This window comes from Algoriphagus sp. A40, from assembly GCF_002002735.1.
Lineage (GTDB): Bacteria > Bacteroidota > Bacteroidia > Cytophagales > Cyclobacteriaceae > Algoriphagus.
The window spans coordinates 22,069-42,312 of the sequence record NZ_MUNY01000064.1 but is presented as its reverse complement, the minus strand read 5'-3'; the positions used below and the strand labels follow the sequence as shown (position 1 = coordinate 42,312).

Annotated in this window: 22 protein-coding genes; 18 read left to right on the top strand and 4 right to left on the bottom strand. The window is 42.2% G+C overall.

Going from position 1 to position 20,244, the window contains the following annotated elements:
- The first annotated feature begins 2 nt into the window (after positions 1 to 2).
- From B0E43_RS16670 to B0E43_RS16590, 17 genes are all read left to right on the top strand, one after another.
- Positions 3 to 683 carry a DUF4377 domain-containing protein gene (locus B0E43_RS16670; RefSeq protein WP_077351846.1) on the top strand — a complete coding sequence of 227 codons (681 nt, stop codon included), beginning with the start codon at positions 3 to 5 and terminating at the stop codon, positions 681 to 683.
- Between the two features lie 143 nt (positions 684 to 826).
- Positions 827 to 1,621, top strand: coding sequence for an SDR family NAD(P)-dependent oxidoreductase (locus tag B0E43_RS16665; protein ID WP_077351844.1), 795 nt, complete (start codon positions 827 to 829; stop codon positions 1,619 to 1,621).
- Between the two features lie 145 nt (positions 1,622 to 1,766).
- The gene (locus tag B0E43_RS16660; RefSeq protein WP_077351842.1) at positions 1,767 to 1,973 is read left to right on the top strand and encodes a hypothetical protein; all 207 of its coding nucleotides are present in this window, start codon (positions 1,767 to 1,769) and stop codon (positions 1,971 to 1,973) included.
- The gene (locus B0E43_RS16655; protein WP_217349179.1) at positions 1,973 to 2,185 is read left to right on the top strand and encodes a type II toxin-antitoxin system RelE/ParE family toxin; all 213 of its coding nucleotides are present in this window, start codon (positions 1,973 to 1,975) and stop codon (positions 2,183 to 2,185) included. The genes B0E43_RS16660 and B0E43_RS16655 overlap by 1 nt, the downstream gene beginning before the upstream one ends.
- A gap of 193 nt (positions 2,186 to 2,378) precedes the next feature.
- The gene (locus B0E43_RS16650; protein WP_077351840.1) at positions 2,379 to 2,990 is read left to right on the top strand and encodes a fumarylacetoacetate hydrolase family protein; all 612 of its coding nucleotides are present in this window, start codon (positions 2,379 to 2,381) and stop codon (positions 2,988 to 2,990) included.
- Entirely contained in the window at positions 2,977 to 4,854 is a 1,878-nt protein-coding gene (locus B0E43_RS16645; RefSeq protein ID WP_077351838.1) for a M23 family metallopeptidase, read from the top strand. The genes B0E43_RS16650 and B0E43_RS16645 overlap by 14 nt, the downstream gene beginning before the upstream one ends.
- A 27-nt stretch (positions 4,855 to 4,881) precedes the next feature.
- Entirely contained in the window at positions 4,882 to 5,331 is a 450-nt protein-coding gene (gene bcp, locus B0E43_RS16640) for a thioredoxin-dependent thiol peroxidase (RefSeq protein WP_077351836.1), read from the top strand.
- Positions 5,332 to 5,340: 9 nt separating this feature from the next.
- Complete coding sequence (locus B0E43_RS16635) at positions 5,341 to 6,192, top strand: transketolase (protein ID WP_077351834.1); 852 nt, start codon at positions 5,341 to 5,343, stop codon at positions 6,190 to 6,192.
- Positions 6,193 to 6,216: 24 nt separating this feature from the next.
- Positions 6,217 to 7,179, top strand: a complete 963-nt coding sequence (locus tag B0E43_RS16630; protein ID WP_077351832.1) for a transketolase family protein — start codon at positions 6,217 to 6,219, stop codon at positions 7,177 to 7,179.
- Positions 7,180 to 7,390: 211 nt separating this feature from the next.
- Entirely contained in the window at positions 7,391 to 7,684 is a 294-nt protein-coding gene (locus B0E43_RS16625; protein ID WP_077351830.1) for a hypothetical protein, read from the top strand.
- Positions 7,685 to 7,704: 20 nt separating this feature from the next.
- Positions 7,705 to 8,253 carry a GNAT family N-acetyltransferase gene (locus tag B0E43_RS16620; protein ID WP_077351828.1) on the top strand — a complete coding sequence of 183 codons (549 nt, stop codon included), beginning with the start codon at positions 7,705 to 7,707 and terminating at the stop codon, positions 8,251 to 8,253.
- 63 nt (positions 8,254 to 8,316) lie between these two features.
- Positions 8,317 to 8,556, top strand: a complete 240-nt coding sequence (locus B0E43_RS23100; RefSeq protein ID WP_077351826.1) for a hypothetical protein — start codon at positions 8,317 to 8,319, stop codon at positions 8,554 to 8,556.
- On the top strand, positions 8,557 to 9,486 hold the full coding sequence (locus B0E43_RS16610; RefSeq protein ID WP_077351824.1) for a restriction endonuclease: 930 nt from the start codon (positions 8,557 to 8,559) through the stop codon (positions 9,484 to 9,486).
- Positions 9,487 to 9,555: 69 nt separating this feature from the next.
- Positions 9,556 to 11,106: a glycoside hydrolase family 99-like domain-containing protein gene (locus tag B0E43_RS16605; protein ID WP_077351822.1), complete on the top strand. Its 1,551-nt coding sequence runs from the start codon at positions 9,556 to 9,558 to the stop codon at positions 11,104 to 11,106.
- Positions 11,107 to 11,352: 246 nt separating this feature from the next.
- On the top strand, positions 11,353 to 12,144 hold the full coding sequence (locus B0E43_RS16600) for an N-formylglutamate amidohydrolase (protein ID WP_077351820.1): 792 nt from the start codon (positions 11,353 to 11,355) through the stop codon (positions 12,142 to 12,144).
- The gene (locus B0E43_RS16595) at positions 12,141 to 13,967 is read left to right on the top strand and encodes a flavohemoglobin expression-modulating QEGLA motif protein (RefSeq protein ID WP_077351818.1); all 1,827 of its coding nucleotides are present in this window, start codon (positions 12,141 to 12,143) and stop codon (positions 13,965 to 13,967) included. Before B0E43_RS16600 ends, B0E43_RS16595 begins: the two co-directional genes overlap by 4 nt.
- Positions 13,968 to 13,980: 13 nt before the next feature.
- A complete protein-coding gene (locus B0E43_RS16590; RefSeq protein ID WP_077351816.1) occupies positions 13,981 to 15,021 on the top strand; it encodes a glutathione synthetase in 1,041 nt (346 codons plus the stop codon).
- 70 nt (positions 15,022 to 15,091) lie between these two features.
- Here the strand turns inward: B0E43_RS16590 and B0E43_RS16585 are convergent, their stop codons facing one another.
- Positions 15,092 to 16,399 carry a sodium:proton antiporter gene (locus tag B0E43_RS16585; RefSeq protein WP_077351814.1) on the bottom strand — a complete coding sequence of 436 codons (1,308 nt, stop codon included), beginning with the start codon at positions 16,397 to 16,399 and terminating at the stop codon, positions 15,092 to 15,094.
- Positions 16,400 to 16,810: 411 nt separating this feature from the next.
- Here B0E43_RS16585 and B0E43_RS16580 point away from each other — a divergent pair, with 411 nt between their 5' ends.
- The gene (locus tag B0E43_RS16580; RefSeq protein WP_139352799.1) at positions 16,811 to 17,287 is read left to right on the top strand and encodes a hypothetical protein; all 477 of its coding nucleotides are present in this window, start codon (positions 16,811 to 16,813) and stop codon (positions 17,285 to 17,287) included.
- Between the two features lie 185 nt (positions 17,288 to 17,472).
- On the opposite strand, the gene B0E43_RS16575 is transcribed toward B0E43_RS16580, so the two are convergent.
- From B0E43_RS16575 to B0E43_RS16565, 3 genes are all read right to left on the bottom strand, one after another.
- A complete protein-coding gene (locus B0E43_RS16575) occupies positions 17,473 to 18,210 on the bottom strand; it encodes a LytTR family DNA-binding domain-containing protein (protein WP_077351811.1) in 738 nt (245 codons plus the stop codon).
- The gene (locus B0E43_RS16570; protein WP_217349178.1) at positions 18,200 to 19,156 is read right to left on the bottom strand and encodes a sensor histidine kinase; all 957 of its coding nucleotides are present in this window, start codon (positions 19,154 to 19,156) and stop codon (positions 18,200 to 18,202) included. The genes B0E43_RS16575 and B0E43_RS16570 overlap by 11 nt, the downstream gene beginning before the upstream one ends.
- Before the next feature lie 65 nt (positions 19,157 to 19,221).
- Positions 19,222 to 20,244, bottom strand: coding sequence for an alpha/beta fold hydrolase (locus B0E43_RS16565; protein ID WP_168171961.1), 1,023 nt, complete (start codon positions 20,242 to 20,244; stop codon positions 19,222 to 19,224).

Here is a 20,244-nt window from a genome sequence, read left to right as displayed (position 1 = left end):
CCATGAAACTCTTCATTTTACTTTTAAGCCTTGCAGCAATGGCCGCTTCATCCTGCGAAAAAGAAGCCGAAAGTCAAACAGAAATCTGGTGGATCAATTCCGCCAAGGTGGATTGCACAGGTGTGGGCCCGATGACTTGTTTTCAGATCCAAAAAACGGAGGAAATCGAATCAGGAAAATGGGAACTGTTTTATAATCAAATTACTGGATTCGAATACGAGCCTGGGTTTATCTACCAAGTGGAAGTGGGTGTCAGCCAAAAACAGGAGCTTGTCCCGGCTGACGCATCGACCCTCTCCTATGAGCTGGTAAACTTGATCAGCAAAAGTCCTGATCCAAAGCTCGCGCTGGCCAATACTTGGAAGCTGGTCCACGTAGGCTCCATCAAAGATCCAAAATCCCAAAAAGGTGAAGCGCTGACGTTCGAACTAAACGGATCACAAGGCACCTATTTTGGAAATACAGACTGCAATTCGATCAGGGGAGCATTTTCTGTAGAGAAAAAAGGCGAAATCAAGTTTGGTCCGGGTGCATCCACCATGATGGCCTGCCCAAGTATGGAAGTAGAAATGGAGGTCAAAAAAGTCTTGGAACTGATCCGCAAATTCGAAATCGAGAATAACGTCCTGTATCTAAGGGATGAATCCGGACAGGTTTTGATGAGTCTTAGAGCGATAGACTGATCAGTAGGCAGTCTCAGTAGGCGGTTCGCAGCTTGGGTCCAATCCTTTTAACCTAAACAGGGAATTTTTATTTCCAATCCTCCGTTCTCAAATCTCCCGACTTTTTCTGGGAGGAATTCTTTCAACCCCTATTTTAACATATCATGGATTTAAAACTAACAGGCAAAAAAGCCCTGATCACCGGTTCTACAGCAGGAATTGGTTTTGCGGTTGCAGCACGTTTTTTGGCCGAAGGAGCCAGCGTCATTCTCAATGGTCGAAGCAAAGAAAGTGTCAGCACAGCCATTTCGGACTTGAAATTAATCTTCCCGAAAAGCGACATTTCTGGCGTTGCGGCAGACTTTTCAAAAGTCGAAGATGTAAATCGTCTAATCGCTGAAGTAACGGAAGTTGACATTCTGATCAACAACGCGGGAATTTTTGAACCCAAAGCCTTTACGGAAATTCCTGACGAGGATTGGTTCAGACTTTTTGAGATCAATGTCATGAGCGGCATCCGACTTTCCAGAATTTATTTCCCCAAAATGCTTGAAAAAAATTGGGGAAGAATCATCTTCATTTCCAGTGAATCGGGAGTTTTTATACCTGAAGAAATGATCCATTACGGCATGACCAAAACTGCCCAACTTGCCGTAAGCCGTGGATTAGCTGAACTTACAAAAGGAACCTCCGTCACGGTGAACTCCATCCTTCCGGGACCAACCTGGTCCAAAGGCGTAGGACAATTCATCGAAGACTTGGCAAATTCAGACAATAAAACAGCCCAGGAAGTAGAGAAAGACTTCTTCAAAAACATGCGTCCCACTTCGCTGATTCAGCGTTTTGCGACGGTCGAGGAAGTGGCTGATACCGTAGTGTATTATTCCAGTCCACTGGCTTCTGCGACCAATGGAGCAGCAATCAGAGTTGAGGGCGGGTTGGTCAAATCGATTTTGTAAGAATCGTTTAAGTGCACGTCTTGAATTGAGAGGTTGAAACATCCTGCTCCCAGGCGTTCCTTTTTGTGGTTTAATTACTAAATTCCAAAAAAGAAAGTGGCTAGCATGACAAATTCCACTTCATTTCCAATTAAAGTATCCAGCCATGAAAACGCAATTTGTTACCGATGATCACGGCAAAAAGCTTGCTGTTATCCTGCCAATCGATGAATACAATAGACTGATGGAGGATTTGGACGAATTGGAAGACATTCGACAATTTGATGCTTCGCAGAAAAGTGACAGGGAGTTTATCGATGCGGAACAAGCTTTTGAGGAAATTGAAAGGGAACGAAAGCTGCATCAGGGGTAATGTACAGGGTTCGCGTCGAACGGAAGGCTCAAAAGGTGCTTTCAAAAATTCCAGAACCTTACTACTCCAATATCAAAGTGGCTATTCTTCGCCTAGGCGAAAATCCCCGTCCGGAGGGTTACAAAAAGCTAAAAGGACCGGAAGGTTATCGCATCCGTGTCAGCAATTATCGAATCATCTACGAAATCCAGGACAGGCTCCTAATTAGTTGACGTGATTGATCTCGGACACCGAAAGGAAATTTATTAAAGATTTTGCCGAATGAATTGTGCCAGCTGATATTGCCAAATTATCCTCATTTTTTCCTATAAAGTTATCTCCATGCAGCAAATAAATTTAATTTCACGGATTAAAGCTGAGGACGATATTTGCTCCTGCATCAGCTTCTGAATTCAGCATTACACTATGAAAATCATCTGCATTGGCCGGAATTATGCGGCACATATTGAAGAACTTAAAAACGAAAAGCCCGGAAAACCAGTCGTCTTCTTGAAGCCAGATACGGCGATTTTGAAAGCTGGAGCCCCATTTTTCTACCCGGATTTCTCCGAAAACATCCACCACGAAATCGAACTTGTCCTCAAAATTTCCAAAGAAGGCAAGTACATTCAGCCTCAGTTTGCCCACCGGTATTTTGACGAAATCGGATTGGGCATAGACTTCACTGCACGCGACCTTCAGGACCAGTGCAAGGCAAAAGGCCTTCCCTGGGAAATCGCCAAAGCCTTTAACAGTTCTGCTCCAATCGGTGAGTTTAAAGCTGTTTCCGACTTTGCGGATCTGAAAGACATTGATTTTCATCTTGAAATCAATGGGGAACTCCGCCAAAAAGGAAATACAAGTTTGATGCTTTTTGATTTTGCCACCATAATCTCCTATGTCTCGCAGTTTTTCACCTTGAAAAAAGGCGATCTAATCTACACCGGAACTCCGGCCGGAGTTGGTGCAGTACAGGTTGGTGATCGCCTTACTGGATTTATTGGAACAGAAAAAATGCTGGATTTTGAAGTCAAATAAACTTTTCCCGATTACCCTTTTTCTTGGTTTTTTGTTCATTTCAGGGCTTTCAGCTCAGGAAATTCAAAAAGGAATTTTCCGATCACCAGTAAAACCCGGAGGCAGAAACTTCCTTTCCGGCAACTTCTCAGAGTTGCGGCCAAACCATTTTCACACTGGTTTGGATTACAAATTCGGAGGTTCGGAAGGTGAGCCTATCTATGCCGCAGCCGAAGGTTGGGTTCATCGGATCAAAATTTCCTCTTTCGGCTACGGAAATGTGATTTATCTCAAGCACCCGAGCGGGCATATCACGCTTTACGGGCATTTGAGGAATTTCAACCCCAAGCTGACCGAATGGATGCGGCAGAAAATGTATGAAGCGCAGCTAAATGAGTTGGAAGTATATCCTGAACCGGGTGAATTGAAAGTGACCAAAGGAGAACTGATCGCCAATGGTGGCAATACCGGAAGCTCCGGCGGCCCCCATCTCCATTTCGAAATCCGCGACAGTCTGGATCGAGCCATGGATCCCTTAATTGCAGGGTTCTCAGAGATCCTGGACAACATCCCCCCCACTCCACAAAAAATCGCGATCGTACCTTTGGAAATCGACAGTCGGGTCAACGGGAAATTTCAGCGCGTGGAGATTACACCGATCCTAAGCGGTGCGAGTTATCGCATTCCGGAAACGATCCGGGTGACCGGAAAAGTCGGCCTTGAAATCCAGAGCTACGACAAACTGGACGGGGCCGAAAACCAGAATGGCTTTCCAAAATTCGAGATTTCTGACGAAAATGGGCTGGTTTACACCCTTTTGATAAACCAGGTTGATTTCAACTATACCCGGCATTTTCTACTTCATACCCATCAAAATCGTTTTACCAGACTTTATCATCAGCCTAATCTGAAGTTTGACTACTTCAGTCCCAATGCACCGGGCACGGGGGCCTTTCAGGTAGAAGCGGGACAAAAGAAAAGCATTCAGATCAGACTTTTGGATTCCTATCAAAATGCAAGAATGGTGAATTTGGTCCTGACTGGAGCAGATCTGGACTCCACCGTTACAGACGGAGCCGCACCTGCCAAAGCACAAACGAGCTATTTCAAGCATCACATGAAAATCAAGGTAGCACAGACTGACAAAGGCGGATTAGCTCAGTTTTTCATTGGAAGCAAGGTCTATGAAATCCTGCCTGCCTATCAGGATGCTCAAAGTAGAACTTACCTTTGGGATCTTAGATTTGGCATTCCATCCAAAATTGACCTTTGTTCAGAGATACTGATTCCTGACCTGATCGGGCATTTTCCCGTAGGAAAAGAACACCTTCATGCCACCGAAAAGCTTCGAATCAAAACTGAAGAAAACAGCCTTTTGGAAGATCTTTACCTTCGAGTGGGGCAATCGGGAAGCACTTCAGCACCGGTGCTCAGGTTGCAGGAACCTTCCGAATACCTCTGGAATCCCATCGAGGTCACTTGGAATGTCAGTGGCTATTCCGGTGACAAAAGCAAGACGCATGTGTATCAGCAAGCTGGAAATGGAGCAAGAAGTTTTGCCGGAGGCGAATGGGTTGGAGAGCAAATCCGCTTCAAAACCAGAAATTTTGGTAGTTTTGTTTTGGGAGTGGACAATGTCAAGCCGACCATTACTCCGATTCGGGTCAATAGTCAGGGGATGCGATTTACCATCAAGGATAATCTGTCGGGAATAAAAAGTTTTGAAGCTTTCGTAGATGGCAAATGGGTTTTGATGCGCTACGAACACAAGCAGGCAGTCATTTGGTCAGAGACCTTGGACAAACAACCGCTTCGGGGTGCAGTTTTACTCAAAGTAACCGATCAGGCTGGCAATGTAGCCGAGTGGAAGGGCACCATTTCCTGATTTTTGATCCCCTAAAACCAAAAAATTATGTCACTAGAAGTAGGCCAAATGGCCCCCGATTTTGAAGCAAAAAATGAAAAAGGAGAACTTGTAAAACTCTCTGATTATCGCGGAAAAAAGGTAGTCCTTTATTTTTACCCAAAAGACGCAACCCCAGGCTGCACAGCCCAGTCCTGTAATCTCCGGGACAATTACGATGCGCTGCTCAAAGCTGGCTATGTCGTGTTGGGTGTAAGCTCAGATGGGGAAAAATCCCACCAAAAATTTATTGAAAAACAAGCCCTTCCCTTTTCACTCATCGCAGATACCGATCTGAAAGTGCACGAAGCTTATGGTACCTGGGGGGAAAAATCCATGTACGGCCGTAAGTACATGGGCACCATCAGAACGACATTCGTCATCGATGAACAGGGGAAAATCGCCGAAGTGATCGACAAGGTCGACACCCAAAACCATACTGCTCAAATCCTAAAATAAACCTCCGTAATGGAAAAACAATCAATCGAACAACTCCAAAAAATCTGTACTCAGCTCAGAAGAGATGTGCTGAGAATGGTTCATGCCGTTCAATCCGGTCACCCCGGCGCTCCCCTTGGCTGCGCTGAATTTTTCGTCGCGCTGTATTTTGATCAGCTGAGACACAATCCCGATTTCAAAATGAATGGAAAAGGTGAAGATCTTTTCTTCCTTTCTAACGGGCACCTTTCTGCTGGTTGGTATTCTGTGCTTTCCCGAAGCGGATACTTCCCGGTTGCTGAACTGAAAACTTTCAGAAAACTTAATTCCCGACTTCAGGGTCACCCTGCGACTCACGAGCACCTTCCTGGTATTCGTGTAGCATCAGGCTCTTTGGGTCAGGGGCTTTCCGTAGCCATTGGTGTCGCTCAGGCCAAGAAAATCGACAAAGACGATCACTTGGTCTATGTGCTGATGGGTGATGGGGAATTGCAGGAGGGCCAGGTTTGGGAAGCGGCAATGTATGCTGCTCACCACAAAGTGGACAACCTGATCGCCACAGTCGATTACAACGGTCAGCAAATCGATGGTCCTACCGATAAAATCATGGACTTGATGAATCTCAAGGCGAAATGGGAAGCGTTTGGCTGGGAAGTCAATGAAATCAAGGAAGGCAATGACATGAAGTCCGTAATCGCTGGTTTGGAAAAAGCCAAATCCCTTGCGGGCAAAGGAAAACCAGTACTCAACCTGCTCTATACTGAAATGGGCTTTGGGGTCGATTTCATGGTAGGCACCCACAAGTGGCACGGTTCCCCTCCTAACGACGAGCAACTGGCCAAAGCATTGGGTCAACTTGAAGAAACCCTCGGCGATTATTAATTCCTCCTTCCAAAAGACTTTATCATGAGCTTAGACTTAAAATTTACTTATACAGAGAAAAAAGATACCCGTTCCGGTTTCGGTGACGGTTTCCTGGAAGCAGGAAGAAAAAATCCTAATGTGGTTGGCCTTTGCGCTGACTTGATCGGATCCCTGAAAATGGGAGATTTCCAAAAGGAATTTCCCGATCGCTTTTTCCAAACGGGAATTGCAGAAGCCAATATGATCGGCATTTCCGCAGGTTTGGCTATTGGTGGAAAAATCCCCTTCGCAGGCACTTTCGCAAACTTTGCCACTGGACGTGTCTATGACCAAATCCGTCAATCCGTCGCCTATTCAGACAAAAACGTGAAAATCTGCGCCTCACACGCCGGTTTGACTTTGGGAGAAGATGGAGCAACCCACCAGATTTTGGAGGACTTGGGCATGATGAAAATGCTCCCTCACATGACTGTGATCAACCCTTGCGACTACAATCAGACCAAAGCAGCGACTTTGGCGATAGCTGAGTACGAAGGACCGGTTTATCTGAGATTTGGTCGTCCGAGCTGGCCGATCTTCACTCCTGCCGATCAGAAATTCGAAATCGGAAAAGCCTGGAAAATGATTGATGGCAAGGATGTAACCATCTTCGCAACAGGCCATTTAGTTTGGGAAGCAGTTGTGGCCGAGGCCATGCTAAGAGAAGAAGGCATCTATGCTGAAGTCATCAACATTCACACGATCAAGCCATTGGACTTGGAGGCTATCTTGGGATCTGTGAAAAAAACCGGCTGTGCAGTATCTGCTGAGGAGCATCAGGTCAATGGTGGTTTGGGAGATAGCATTGCCCAGACTTTGAGCCGTAATTATCCAGCTCCTTTGGAGTATGTGGGAGTCAACGACAGCTTTGGTGAGTCCGGCACCCCAACTCAATTGCTTGAAAAGTATGGCCTGAATGCTGAAAACATCGTGAAGGCCGCGAAAAGAGCTTTGGCGAGAAAGTAACAGAAATGTTATGCTGCTTCTCCAGAAGCAGTATTCTTACATAAAAATTGCATTTATCCTGCTTCTCCTGAAGCAGGATTTTTTTTGCACAAATTAAAAGCACAGACGAAAAGTGCAGCTTTTGGAGAAGCAGCACAACCGAAAGTCTGTGGTTTTTTTCGGCATTTACTTTCGAAAAGCGTAAATTCATAGAAATCAAACTCCCATCAACATGCCCAACTATGAACCCACACTTGTCGAAACGCTTGAAAAACTTCGAAAAGAAGGCTACACCATCGATTTCAATGTCCGCTTTGACAGTTTGATTTGCAATGACGTTTGTCTCCTTCCACAGGATTTTGAAGTAGATCAGACTTTCCGATTCGAAGGCAACACCAACCCATCTGACGAGGCCATTCTTTTCGCCATCTCTTCCCTCGATGGAAAACTCAAAGGAGTCGTCGTCAATTCCTATGGTGTCTATGCCGATCAGTTGACCGAGGAAATGATCGACAAACTGAAGTAAGAACTTGTTAATTTATCTGGGTGAAAATCTACCTCAATTCAGACAGCAACCTTTCTCTGAATCCAATTCAAGCTGAAGATCAACCAATCCTTTACGCCTTGATGGATGAAATTTACCGCGAAGCTTACCGATATGTATGGACTGATCAGGGTGATTGGTATGTCAACCTAATCTACAACCAGCATACCTTGTACAAAGAGCTGAAAAGAGCTACAAGCAACTATTTTTTTGTAGAAGCAGGAGAAAGAAAAATCGGAATTCTTAAATACGATTTCCCCTTTTCTCCCAAAGAAATAGCCATTCCTGAAGCGATGAAACTCCATCGACTATACCTGCATTCTGATTTCCAGGGAAAAGGTGTCGCCAAAATCTTGGTGGATCATTGCGAGCGGATTGGCCAGGAAAACGGACTGAAATCCATTTGGCTGGAAGTCATGAGTTGTCAGCCTCAGGCCAAAAAATTTTACCAGAAAATGGGTTTTGGACATTTGTTGAGTTATCAACTGGATTTTGAAAGAATTATCCCTGAGTATCGCGGGATTGAAATCTGGCAGAAAAGCCTGGTTTAGAGTTATTTTTGAATTTCATTCCCTTGCTGGATGTAAAGTATAAACTTGTTGTGAGTAATTAGAATGGAAATTAAAAAGGCATCAGAATATTCAATTTATAATATGGCTGAATTAGCCAATTCAATCCTTGCTGGGTGCTACTATTGCAAGTCAATTTTTAATGCAAGTGAAATCAAAGAAACCACTGATGATGGGAAAACAGCGTTATGTCCTAAATGTGGTATTGATAGCGTGCTTCCCGAGTCTTCTCCTTTTCAACTTAATTCAGAAACATTGACAGCGCTTAATAAATTTTGGTTCTAAATGAAGATTACCAAGACAACAAACCCTATTCATTTTGAAGACTTGGAACCTATGAGGTTTGAAGACTTGGCTTTTAATTTACTTTATCGTCAAAAGAAATGGCATTCCATCAATCATCTTGGACGTTCTGGTAGTGATGGTGGAATAGATATTGAAGGGACTGAAATAGATTCGCAGACAGAATTAAAAAAATGGATTGTACAATGTAAAAGGTATAAATCATTTAGTCCTAAAGAAGCTGAATCGGTAATTGAGAGTCTAAAAACAAAATATCCTTCGAACAATAATTTTTTACTCATTATTTCATGTCCATTTAGTAAAACTGGACATGATATATTGAAAGAACTAAAAGCAAATCTCAAAATTGAGGAATTGCAAGTATGGACTAACTCAAATTTAGAAGCAGAGCTTTATCATAATCATCCAGACCTTTTAAACGTTTATTTCGGAATTTCCATCGGAACTTCATTCGATTTAAGACTTGAATTGATTGAAAAAAGGAAAAAGTTTAAAAATGACTTGAATAAAGAACTTTTAAAGGAATTTGATTCATTTAAACCAATTATTGGACCGCATAGATTTCACCATAGAAAATTTATTGTTCGATCAGTAATGGACGATGATCATGAAACTTACCAAGACAACTTTGGGTGGTATAGTTATTTTGGAGTACAACCATATTACATCGGGGATTTTGGGATAACTGTAAACCTGGAATTGGATTATGGCTATATCAATGAAAAACAAGAATTCTTTAGGTCAGAGAATGTGGAAGAAAAAGATCGAAAAACTATCATTAGGAGAGCACACCTTCCGTATGAAAACATCCTAGCTTATGATTTAAATAATAGTAAATGCAGACCTATGTTTTACTGTATTTACAAAGGAGAAAAAGGTCCATTTGATAAAATCGAATGGGAAGTTGAATAAAAAAAAACTCACAACACTATGTAAAAATGCATTAAAACGCATTTACACTAACCGATAAACTCCATTTTTATGAAACGATCCTCTTACATTTTTACCATAGTTGCTTTTTCAATTGGACTTTTTGGTTGTGCGCAAAAAACAAAAGAAGTTGCAGTAGCCCAGACAGCTGGCTTTGCCACTTTTCCAACCCCAGCTCCACAGGATGAATCGGACGAAATCGTCGGGGTTTATTTTATGCCATCCTGGAATACTTCTCCTGATCCGGCGGTGGATCGTGATAGTTTTTGGTCTTGCATTCAAGATCCGGCGAACTGCTCAAGCCTTCTAAATCCGGGAATCTGGGGTCCAAAAGGAAGAATTTACAATGCCAGATATCCGTATGAAGGACCTTATCTGGAAAGAAAGCCGATTGCTGAACTAAAGGGATTTTACTCCAGAACTGATTCAGAAGTGGCCAAAAAGCATCTTCAGTACATGAAAAGCTACGGGATAGACTTCTTTGCCTACGATTGGTTTTTTGGCAGGCATTACTATTACCATCTCTATTTTGGTCCTCAGTCAAAAATCTATTACCCCAAAGATTGGCAAATTGATCCAAATCGGGACGGGAGGGTTGCTGTGCCGGGTCTGGTTGAATGGGGCGATCAGCTGGAGCTGCTTTTGGCTGAAAATGCCAAGCTTCCAAAAGAGGAGCAAATGAAATTCGCTATCAATTGGTGTGATGACAGCAACGAACGCTGGATGCTCTGGCTGAAAGTGGGTGCACCAGAAGAAATGGCCCGCAAGGCAAATTATGAAGGAGAAAAACCCGACAAGGCCCTGTATCTGAAAGTTCATAAAAAAATTACACAGCTTTGGATCGATCAGTATTTCAGCCGGGAAGACTATTTAAAAGGGGCTGATGGTCGGCCAGTCGTATATTTCTATTTTCCGCAGGATGCTGAATCAAGAGCTGCCTACTATGGCTTGACCTTGAAAGATCTGCTTGATCTATCTCAGGAAACTGCAAGGAAAGCAGGATTTCCGGGGATAAAATTCATCGCTGTCATGGCTGGGCCGATGCTCGAAAGAGAACGGATGTATGGCCTCCCTACCCTTTGGAAAGCAAAAAATCCCAATAAACCCTGGGAAGGCGGAGAATATCAGAAACGCCAACTTTTACAGGAATATGTACCCAGATTGAAAGGAATGGGCTTCGAAGGCATGACTTCCTATGTTTACCATAATTTTTTCGAAAAAGACAACCGGTCCTATGCCGACATGCGAGAAACCTACCGAGGGCATTGGAAAATGTGGAGCGAAAAGTTTAAAAACGATCCAAATTTTGAATATCAGGTTCCGGTAGCCATGGGTTGGGATATGCGCCCAGCCGGCGGAACCTGGCCTCAGCAATCGGGCTTTCCCTCCGAACCCTACAAAGACAAAGTCCACAGCGACAAAGCATCCTTCACCGCCAAACTGAAAGAAGCCCAGCAAATTTCCAGAAAATACAGGCCCTCAAACGGCAATACTGTCATGATCTGCTGTTGGAACGAATACTTGGAAGGGAATTACATCGAGCCTACAGAGGGGCATGGATTCAGCTATTTGGAGGCTATCAAAGAGGTTTTTGGGAATTGAGTTGGCTGTAATTCACCGCTGAGTCGCAGTGGACTCAGAGGAAAACTAACCACAGAGATATTATGTGAGAAATCGAGGTTTGGAGGAACTTCAAGCTTGATAGGCACAGGAATCCTTTTTTGAGAACACAGAGAGAGGAAGCTTCGACGGGATTTGGCTTTTAAGAATTTTTCAATCGAGTCTTCCGACCGAATCAGAGCCATTTAGCGGCAGGGTTTTGGTAAACTCTAAACAAAAGAGTTACCTATGGCTACCAACTTTACTTTTATTAAAGGAAATTCCCCTCTGGTGATTACTGCCATTCATGACGGGCATAAGGTCAGGAATGAACTGAAAAGTTTATTCGCCTTAGGAGATGCAGCAAGGTTGAGGGAAGAAGATCCATTTACAGCTTTTTGGACAGATTTTTCGGATAACAGGATCATTGTCAACCATTCCCGATTTGAAGCTGACGTGAACAGGCCAAGGGAAAAGGCCGTGTATCAGATACCGGAAGATGCCTGGGGACTTGAGGTTTGGAAAGACAAACTTCCCCAGGATGTTTTGGAAAGGTCATTGAAGTTGTATGATGACTTTTACAAAGCTGCCACAAGCTATTTTGATGAATTATTTGCCCAAAACAGGGTACAAATTGTGTATGATATCCACAGTTACAATTACCGCAGGGATGGAATAGATAGCGAAGCAGATCCTATGGAAAATCCGGAAATCAATCTGGGCACCCAAAATATGGACCGCGAAGTATGGCATCCAGTTGTTGACACGTTGCTACACTCCTTCCGAAATTTCAACTACGCCGGCCGCAACCTTGACGTGCGGGAAAATGTAAAGTTTAAGGGAGGATATTTCGGCAAGTGGTTGCTTGAGCGATATGGAAAAGCTATCTGCCCCATAAGCATTGAGGTCAAAAAAATCTTCATGGATGAGCATTCCGGACGAGGTTTTGAAAAAGACATAAACCTCATTTCAGCATTGATTGAATCGTCTATCGCGCCGGTATTGAAAGCACTAAATGAAATCGAAACTAATCTAGCATGATTGATCCCTCCTTGATTACATCCATTGGCTACTCCTTCGAAAAAGGTGAAAGCATATTCATGGATCTTCCTTTGGAAGGCAGGTTGGTTATTGATCAAAAACTACCCTTTATCTGTGTTTACCGATTTTCAAATTCCCCGGAGTTTTACCTTTCTTCTTTAATCAAAACCCAAGGTGCCTATTTGATTATAAATGCCGATTTGGATGTCAGTGAGTTGCTTAAGAAATTGATAGAGGCAGCCATTTCAGACTTCAAATCTTTCATGATTCTCGAAATCTGGAACAATGACCAATTCTCAGATCATAAGGATATTGAGATTTGGTATCCCGGAAAAAAAGCCTCCCCAACGGTAGAAGCATTGCAAAAAGGCTTTTCTGACTTCAAAAAACAACTGCCTGGACTTCAGATCATTCTCAAGGGGTCTGCCCTGCGTCATCCGGATAATTTAGGACCGCTCATCGCTATGGATGTCCTCAAAAAGACAGGAACAATCCTTTTGGGAATCGCTTTACCGACACTTTTCAGAGATGTTGAAAAACGACTGGAGTACCCCATGTTTTATCGAAAAATGAGCAGAAAGTTTGCCGGTGTCATTAAGCTCGCCGCCTATGAGTTTGTTCGCTTACAGTCCGATAACAAATTTGAACATTACCTCAGCCTTGGAAAAACACGACTGGATAATCTTGTCCTGTCAGCGGATAAAGCCATATCCAAAATCAGCGAAAAGTTAGATTTTATCCTGATGGTCACCCCGGTGAACACCACAGAGGAATGGCTAAAATTCAAGGAAAACAAATTTTCCAAGCTCCCCAATTTCACCTACCGGTTGATTTCCCTGGATCCGGAACTTGAAAAGAGAAAACTTTTTAACCTAAGTATCGAAAACATTGATCATCCAACCTTAGCCTTTTTGCAGAGGGATAAAAGGATGGAGCTGGAAAAGCAGCTGATCATGTTGGAAGAACGGGGAACCCGGCAGTTTCTTCATACGAGTTCAAGTGTTTTTGGCGAAGTGGGAAATGATGTTAGAGACTGTGCCCTGTCCTTGCTAAACAATGGCTTGGAAAATGAGCAACATGAATTTAAAACAGTGAATGCAGTGGAATTTGCCCGTGCTGCAGAAGCAGAATTGAATAAATACCGCCCCTATTTTCCGGAAATCAGCCTTTGTGTCAAAATAAAAGACAATGTCAATGGGTTGATAGTCTCCGGTTCAGAATTATCCATCGGGAAAAATCTGAAAATCAGTGCTGCCAGAATGGAAGCACTGATCCAACATGAGGTGGGCACACACCTGCTTACATATTGCAATGGACATGCTCAGCCACTTGGATTGATGTATTCGGGCTTTGCAGGATATGAGGAAACACAAGAAGGAATTGCTGTGCTATCGGAATATTTAGTAGGAGGATTGGATATCAACCGGCTTAAGCTTTTGGCTGCAAGAGTAATCGCTGTGGATACGTTGATCAAAGGAGGAGATTTCATTGAGACCTTTAATCTACTATGGAAAGAATATGGCTTTAAAAGCGAAACAGCCTTCATCATCAGTATGCGGGTCCATCGGGGCGGAGGTTATACCAAAGACTGGATTTATCTCAAAGGACTGATACGGGTCCTCGCTTATCTCCAACGGGGAGGAAATCTTTCATTGCTATATAGTGGAAAATTTGCATTGAACCATCTGCCCTTGATTGAAGAACTGACTCATTTGAGAATACTTAAAAAGCCAATGCTACCTGCATTTCTCAGTTCTGAGGAAACTCAATTGAGGATGGAAAAAATAAAAACCTTGGTGCCACTACAAGACTTAGCTACCTAAACCCAAATATCACATGAAAATCGCATTCATAGTCAACGACGTAAAAACCGAAAAGCCTGGATATACCACCATTTATCTTGCCTTGACTGCACATAAGCGAGGGCATAAAGTCTATATCGCGGGAGTTGGAGACCTAGGGTATTCAGCAGATGGTCATATGCTGGTAAAATCCAGAACAGTAGGTGAGCAAACCTTTAAATCAAAGGAAACTTTTCTTAAAGCAGTTTTGAATTCAGAACCCCAGACAGTAAGTTCTGTAGATCTGGATGTTCTGTTTTTGAGAAATGATCCCTCCGAAGATATCAACCATCGGAATTGGGCACAAAATGCTCCTTATATCTTCGGACAGATTGCCTTGCGCGATGGGGTAATTGTGTTGAACCATCCCCAAAGTCTCGCCAATGCCATCAACAAAATGTATTTCCAGCATTTTCCCGAGATTCTAAGACCTCGCACCATCATCACTAGAGACCCCCAAGAAATTGAGCAATTCTATGTGGAGCAAAAGCAAAAGATGATATTGAAGCCTTTACAAGGTTCCGGAGGCAAAAATATTTTTGTTGTTGACAAAAACTCCAAATCAAATATGAATCAGATCATTGAGGCAATTTCACTGGATGGATTTGTGATTGCTCAGGAATATCTACCTGATGCGGTCAATGGTGATACCCGATTCTTTTTGATGAATGGCCTTCCCTTGCAGGTCAAAGGGAAATATGCAGCATTGAGAAGAATCAACAAGGAAGGGGATATTAGAAGCAACCTGCACGTGGGAGGCAGAGGAGACATTGCAGAGGTAAATCAGGAAATGCTGGATCTGGTAAAAGTTTTAAAACCCAAGCTAATCGAGGATGGGATGTTTCTAGTCGGGGTGGATATCGTAGGAAATAAGTTGATGGAAATCAATGTATTCAGTCCTGGTGCTTTAAACATGATCTCCGAAATAACAGAGTCGGATTTTGGAGCGGCAGTCATTACGTCCATTGAAAATAAAGTGTTCTATAAAAGTCAGTATGGCGACTATATAGACAACATTTCACTGGCCGTTCTTTAGTTCCATTTCAAAAAAGTGAATCGTGCCATTTAAAAGTTATTCCAGGAATTCAAAATCAATTTAGTGATGGTTATTTCTCCATCGATTCAGACTCCAGGCGCTTCATTATCAATGGGGCCATCAAGCCATGGATTATTATTGAAAATAAAATGGTGAGAACTACGATATTCAATACGGAGTTTTTGCCCTCAAATTCTTGATTATTTATGGCGTAATAGAAATAATACAGCGAACCAATCCCCCTTAGGCCCAGGAAACTGATTGCCCACTTTTCCATTTTTGGAAGCTTCGTTCCCAACAGACCAAGCATTCCGGCTATTGGTCGAATAAAAAAGACAATCAATCCAGTAATAATGATCTCCGGCAAGGTAACATTTGTCAAAAAGCCCTGGCCTATTATAATTCCAAATATAAGAATCATACAACTGGTCATGATCCGTTGGGTTTTTTCAATAAAGTTATGCAAGTGAGAATGTTGTAAATGGTCAGGATCAAATTTCCGCAGAGCAATTGCTCCGACGAAAACAGCTATAAACCCATACCCTGCAAAAAGCTCAGTGATCCCATAAAGGATAAGTGTTAGTGCCAAAGATGCCAATCCCGAAATTGACTTGGAATGATCGCTATATACTGGAATAGACAGCAAATACTTTCCAGCTAGCCGCCCTCCGAAATATCCTATGGCCAAACCAATAGCAATTTTATAAATGAAATGAGTGGCAAACCAGGACAAAACTAACTCCTGACTAAAGCCAGAAGCCGCAATGAAAATCGCCAAATAGGTAAAAGGGAAGGCCAAGCCATCATTTAGCCCTGCTTCTGAAGTAAGTGAAAATCTTACCTCATCTTCCTCCAGTTTTGGTTCGGACTCTGCTTTTCCGGATTCTTCATCTTTTGCTCCTTGATTTGGTCCTCCTACTTGGATATCACTTGCCAAAACCGGATCTGTCGGAGCGATCACCGATCCCAACAACAAAGCTGTAACAGAGGCAAGACCTCCAACCCACCATCCGGCCACCCAAACGAGCAAAATGGTGAGTGGCATTGTGATGCTCAATAGTCTCCAAGTAATTCTCCATGATTTCCAATCAAACAGTCGGTCAATCTTCACTCCTGCTTCCATCAGGGCAATGAGAACCGCTATTTCTGTCACATGCTCCAAAAGCTTGGTATTGGAATACATGAAATCCGGGTCAATATTGAGGGGAAATAAACTTGCAAAAAGCCCCATTCCCAAAACTACCATGGGCATGGAAACAGGAAAGGAAGACAGAACTCTGGGTAGATAGGTGGCGGAGAGTATCGCCAATCCTAATGCCAGCAGCAGGAGTTTGTATGAATCAAAAAATTCCAAATTTTCCAGAAACCCCGCTCCCATTTCAAATTGATATAACGCTTAATTTTTCAATTTCTCAAAACACAACTAAACCTTCAACCAAACCAAGTGCTGCTTATTTTCTAATTCAGACTTCAACTGAATTAAAGAGAAATACTTCATACTCTCTTCAATTACAACACTTGGGAAAGTTTGGAATCGGCAATAGTTCAGCTTTTTAAGGTGATTTTGCCAAAGCCTGTGGGTCAAAGTGTTACCCAAATTGCCCATTCTGCGGATTTTCTGTTCAGTTCAATTCTTTTTACCTCAAGAGTAAATAAAGTTCAGGCAGGGTTACTCGAAATAAAATAGTGCAGAAAAAAGATTTTACCCCACAATATTCCTATTCGAATATGAACCGTGTTTTCGGTCTGACTATTGAATTTTATGTACTGAACCACAAATAAAATAACCATGAATACTACCCCATCTCACACAGAATCACACTCCAATGTTGAAATCTCCAACAGGTCCCGACTTGTACCGACTAGACACCTCTATCGGAGGCGTGATTTCGATAGTCCGTATTTCTCTGAAGATTTGGCTCCAACTACTCAAGCTCTCCATCGGGACAGCAATATGGATAGTAAGCAGAATCCCATTGCCGAAGAAAATGATCCGGAAATCTTAGACCCAAAGAGGCGGGACAATGAAATTTCTGATCCAGAAAAAGAATACGGCAACAGAGAATTTCCAAAAAGAGAGGACAATGATCTGAACGACAAAGAAGGAGCCGTTATCGATGAACCTGCCCCCGAAGTGGATCTGGAGGAAGACAAGATCGTACCTAAAGAGGACACGTATTACCTGACCGATGAGGATGGAAACATAATAAAGGAACCTTCAAGGGAATCAGAATCCTCCAAGGTTTCTGGATTTGCAAGGCGATAAAAAATCAATCGATTAAGTGAAGTCAATCAATTTGACTCCAAGGAAATTACCCAAACCAATGGCCGGCAGGCAGGGTAAGCAACCACGCCCAGCGTCCAAACCATGTTCTTTCTACTCTCAGTTGGGGATAAGGGTCGGCTGTGCTGCCTGCCAAAGTGTGTTCGATTTCGTAAGATGCATATCTTTCAACGGCTCAACAACTTACTTCTCAATTGTTTCTGGATCTCTGCGGATTTACGTGATGATGTGAAAAAGGATTCGTTCGAATTCTTCAAAATAATTTTTAATCTTCGGGACGTGGCAATAGAAAACTTGTCGACATAGTCAATATTGAGGATTTGCTTGTTATTGATCCTTATGAAAGAAGATTTCTGAAGAAAAAATGAGGCCTCTTTTAATGTATATGGCTGCAGTACAGTTTTGTCTCTTCCAAAATGAATCTTTATGAAGTTGCCGCATGATTCAATCAGAAACACTTCGCTGAGTTTGACAATATAGAAATCACCCTTATCGCGAATAAATAAATTTTTAAATAACGTATTTTCCGATGGCTTGTTGATAAAGAAGATTTGCCGAAGTTTTCTAATTGTTTTGTCCAACCTTTCCTTCATAACAGGCTTGAGCAAATAATCAAGTGCATTTTCTTCAAAGGCTTTAACCGCAAACTCATCATAAGCAGTTACAAAAACGGTTTGCGGTATTATCTTCAGGTCGGCCAATAAATCAAAACCATTTCTTTTTGGCATGTTGATGTCCAGAAAAATTACGTCCGGACTTCGCTTCTCGATTTCTATTTTAGCTTCAAGGGCATTCCTACAAACCGCAAGAATCTCAATGTCCTTATACTCGCTTAGCAAGTTAATGATTTCCTCACGGGCTGGCCTTTCATCATCAATGACAATGGTAGAAATTTTAAAGGGCATGGTCGCGCAATTTAATAGCTGTAATTACTTTGTCGCCACGTTGTTCAATCGATATGTTAGAGTCTTTTCCGAACAATATTTTCAATAGCTTGCTCACGCTTGTTAGTCCGAAGCCCGATTGAAGGTCAGCGATTTTGCCTGGATTAGATACCTCAATATTCAAATAATTATCATACTCAAAAATTCTGATCTCCACTATACCTCCATTTAAGTGTTGGCTTATTCCGTGCTTCACAGCATTCTCTACAAGGTTCAGAATCAGAAAAGGTGCAATCCGCTTGGCTAATAGCTGAGCCGGGCATACTAATTCATAATCCAAATTATCATCAAATCGCCAATGCTCAATTTTAAGATACTTTTCTACAATTAATAGTTCCTCTTCAAGCGTAACTAACGAAGACGAGGTCTGTCGGGTGGAATACCTCATTATCTCCGAAAGTTCATTCAATGCTTGGCGTGCTACTTCTTTATCCTTTGAAATTAACCAACGAATAGTGTTTAGCGTGTTAAACAAAAAGTGAGGATTAAGCTTGTTTAAAACAACATGAAGTTGTGCCTGTTGCAATTCCACCTTTTGTTGGATATGCAAGGTATTCAGTTGGCCAATTGTTTTTCCGTATTTGTACAAGTGAAAAATCAAAAACCAAGGTAAAAAGATGACAAACCCATCAAGATAATATCCGGCCAACGTAAGATAATATAGTTCATCCTGGTTAAAACCCTTCTTGTAATAATATTGATCTACAGTAAAATCATAAGCTACAACAGCCAAACTTAACAGGCAAAGTGTGCTTACTATTCGCCAACCAACTATTAGGGAGTTGTCATAAGGAAACTCTTGTCTATTTATACTGTTGCGATAAAAATGCGTGATTGAAAAACCTGCGATAGAGAAAACTAAAAATTGAATAAGAGCCCACTTCCATGAAAGATCTCGCTCTTTCAAAGCATAAAATAGAGGTAAGATAGTCCAGAAAGAGAGTTGGAATTTGAAGTAGTCGCTCAACCGTGTCATAGCTCGTTTAAGAATTCCTTCATCGCAGGCCAATATAGTTGAGGTTCTTGTAAAAAGCCATTATGTCCGCTTCTTTCCAATAACACCAATTGCTTTTTAGCCGATTGAACATTGCTCAACAAACTATCAGCCACTGCTGGAGGAACTATGAAATCATACTTTCCCCACAATAGTAAAAGTGGTACCTTAATACCAGCAACTGCTTTGGTATAATCCTTACTCCAGGCATCTTTCTCTACTCCATTAATATTATTTGAAAAAAGATTAAACCCTGACGCGGTGAAGGGGGCATTATTATCAAGCATCTCACTCCAAAAGATATCGATTGTATTAAATTCAACCTGCACGACCGTATCGATAAGGTATTCAGCATCGCCTAAAAGCTCATTGAGTTTTTGTGATTCTTCGTAAGTATTGCAACATGGATTGTGTTGTTCGCAATATTCAATTATGGGTGACCATGTTTCCACATTGTTTCCTTTAGCGATTTCTTCACTACCTACATGAATCGCCATTTTTACAATTTCTCTGTCCATCAAGTTAAAGTCGTGAGGTCCATCGGAATTAATCCAGCCATTCACTAAAAGTTGGTTGTTGCCTTTAGTAAGAAATGCTGTACTAATAATTCCACCCCAACTCTCGGAATACAAAATTACTTTTTTTGAATTCCCATACCTGTTCTTCAGCGTGACGATAATTTTGCGAAGGCCTTCAGCGATGTCATCTACTTTAAACCCAACATTGTTTCCCTGACTACTGCCCGCCATTGGCTGATCCCAATAGGCAATGGCATAGTCTTGCTCAAGCTCCTTCATTTCATCAAGGTAACTAAGGTAATATGAAGATCCACCTGGGCCTCCATGAACTGTTAAAACTATTTTGTCCGAAAGCGTATTGCCCCTCATTTGCACACGCAACTTCGAATCTAGGTGCTCGACATAAAAAGTTTCATTTTCGTTTTTTGAAAAGGGGATTTCTTCTTGTTGACAGCCAATTATCGGGATGGTGGCAGTAACCAC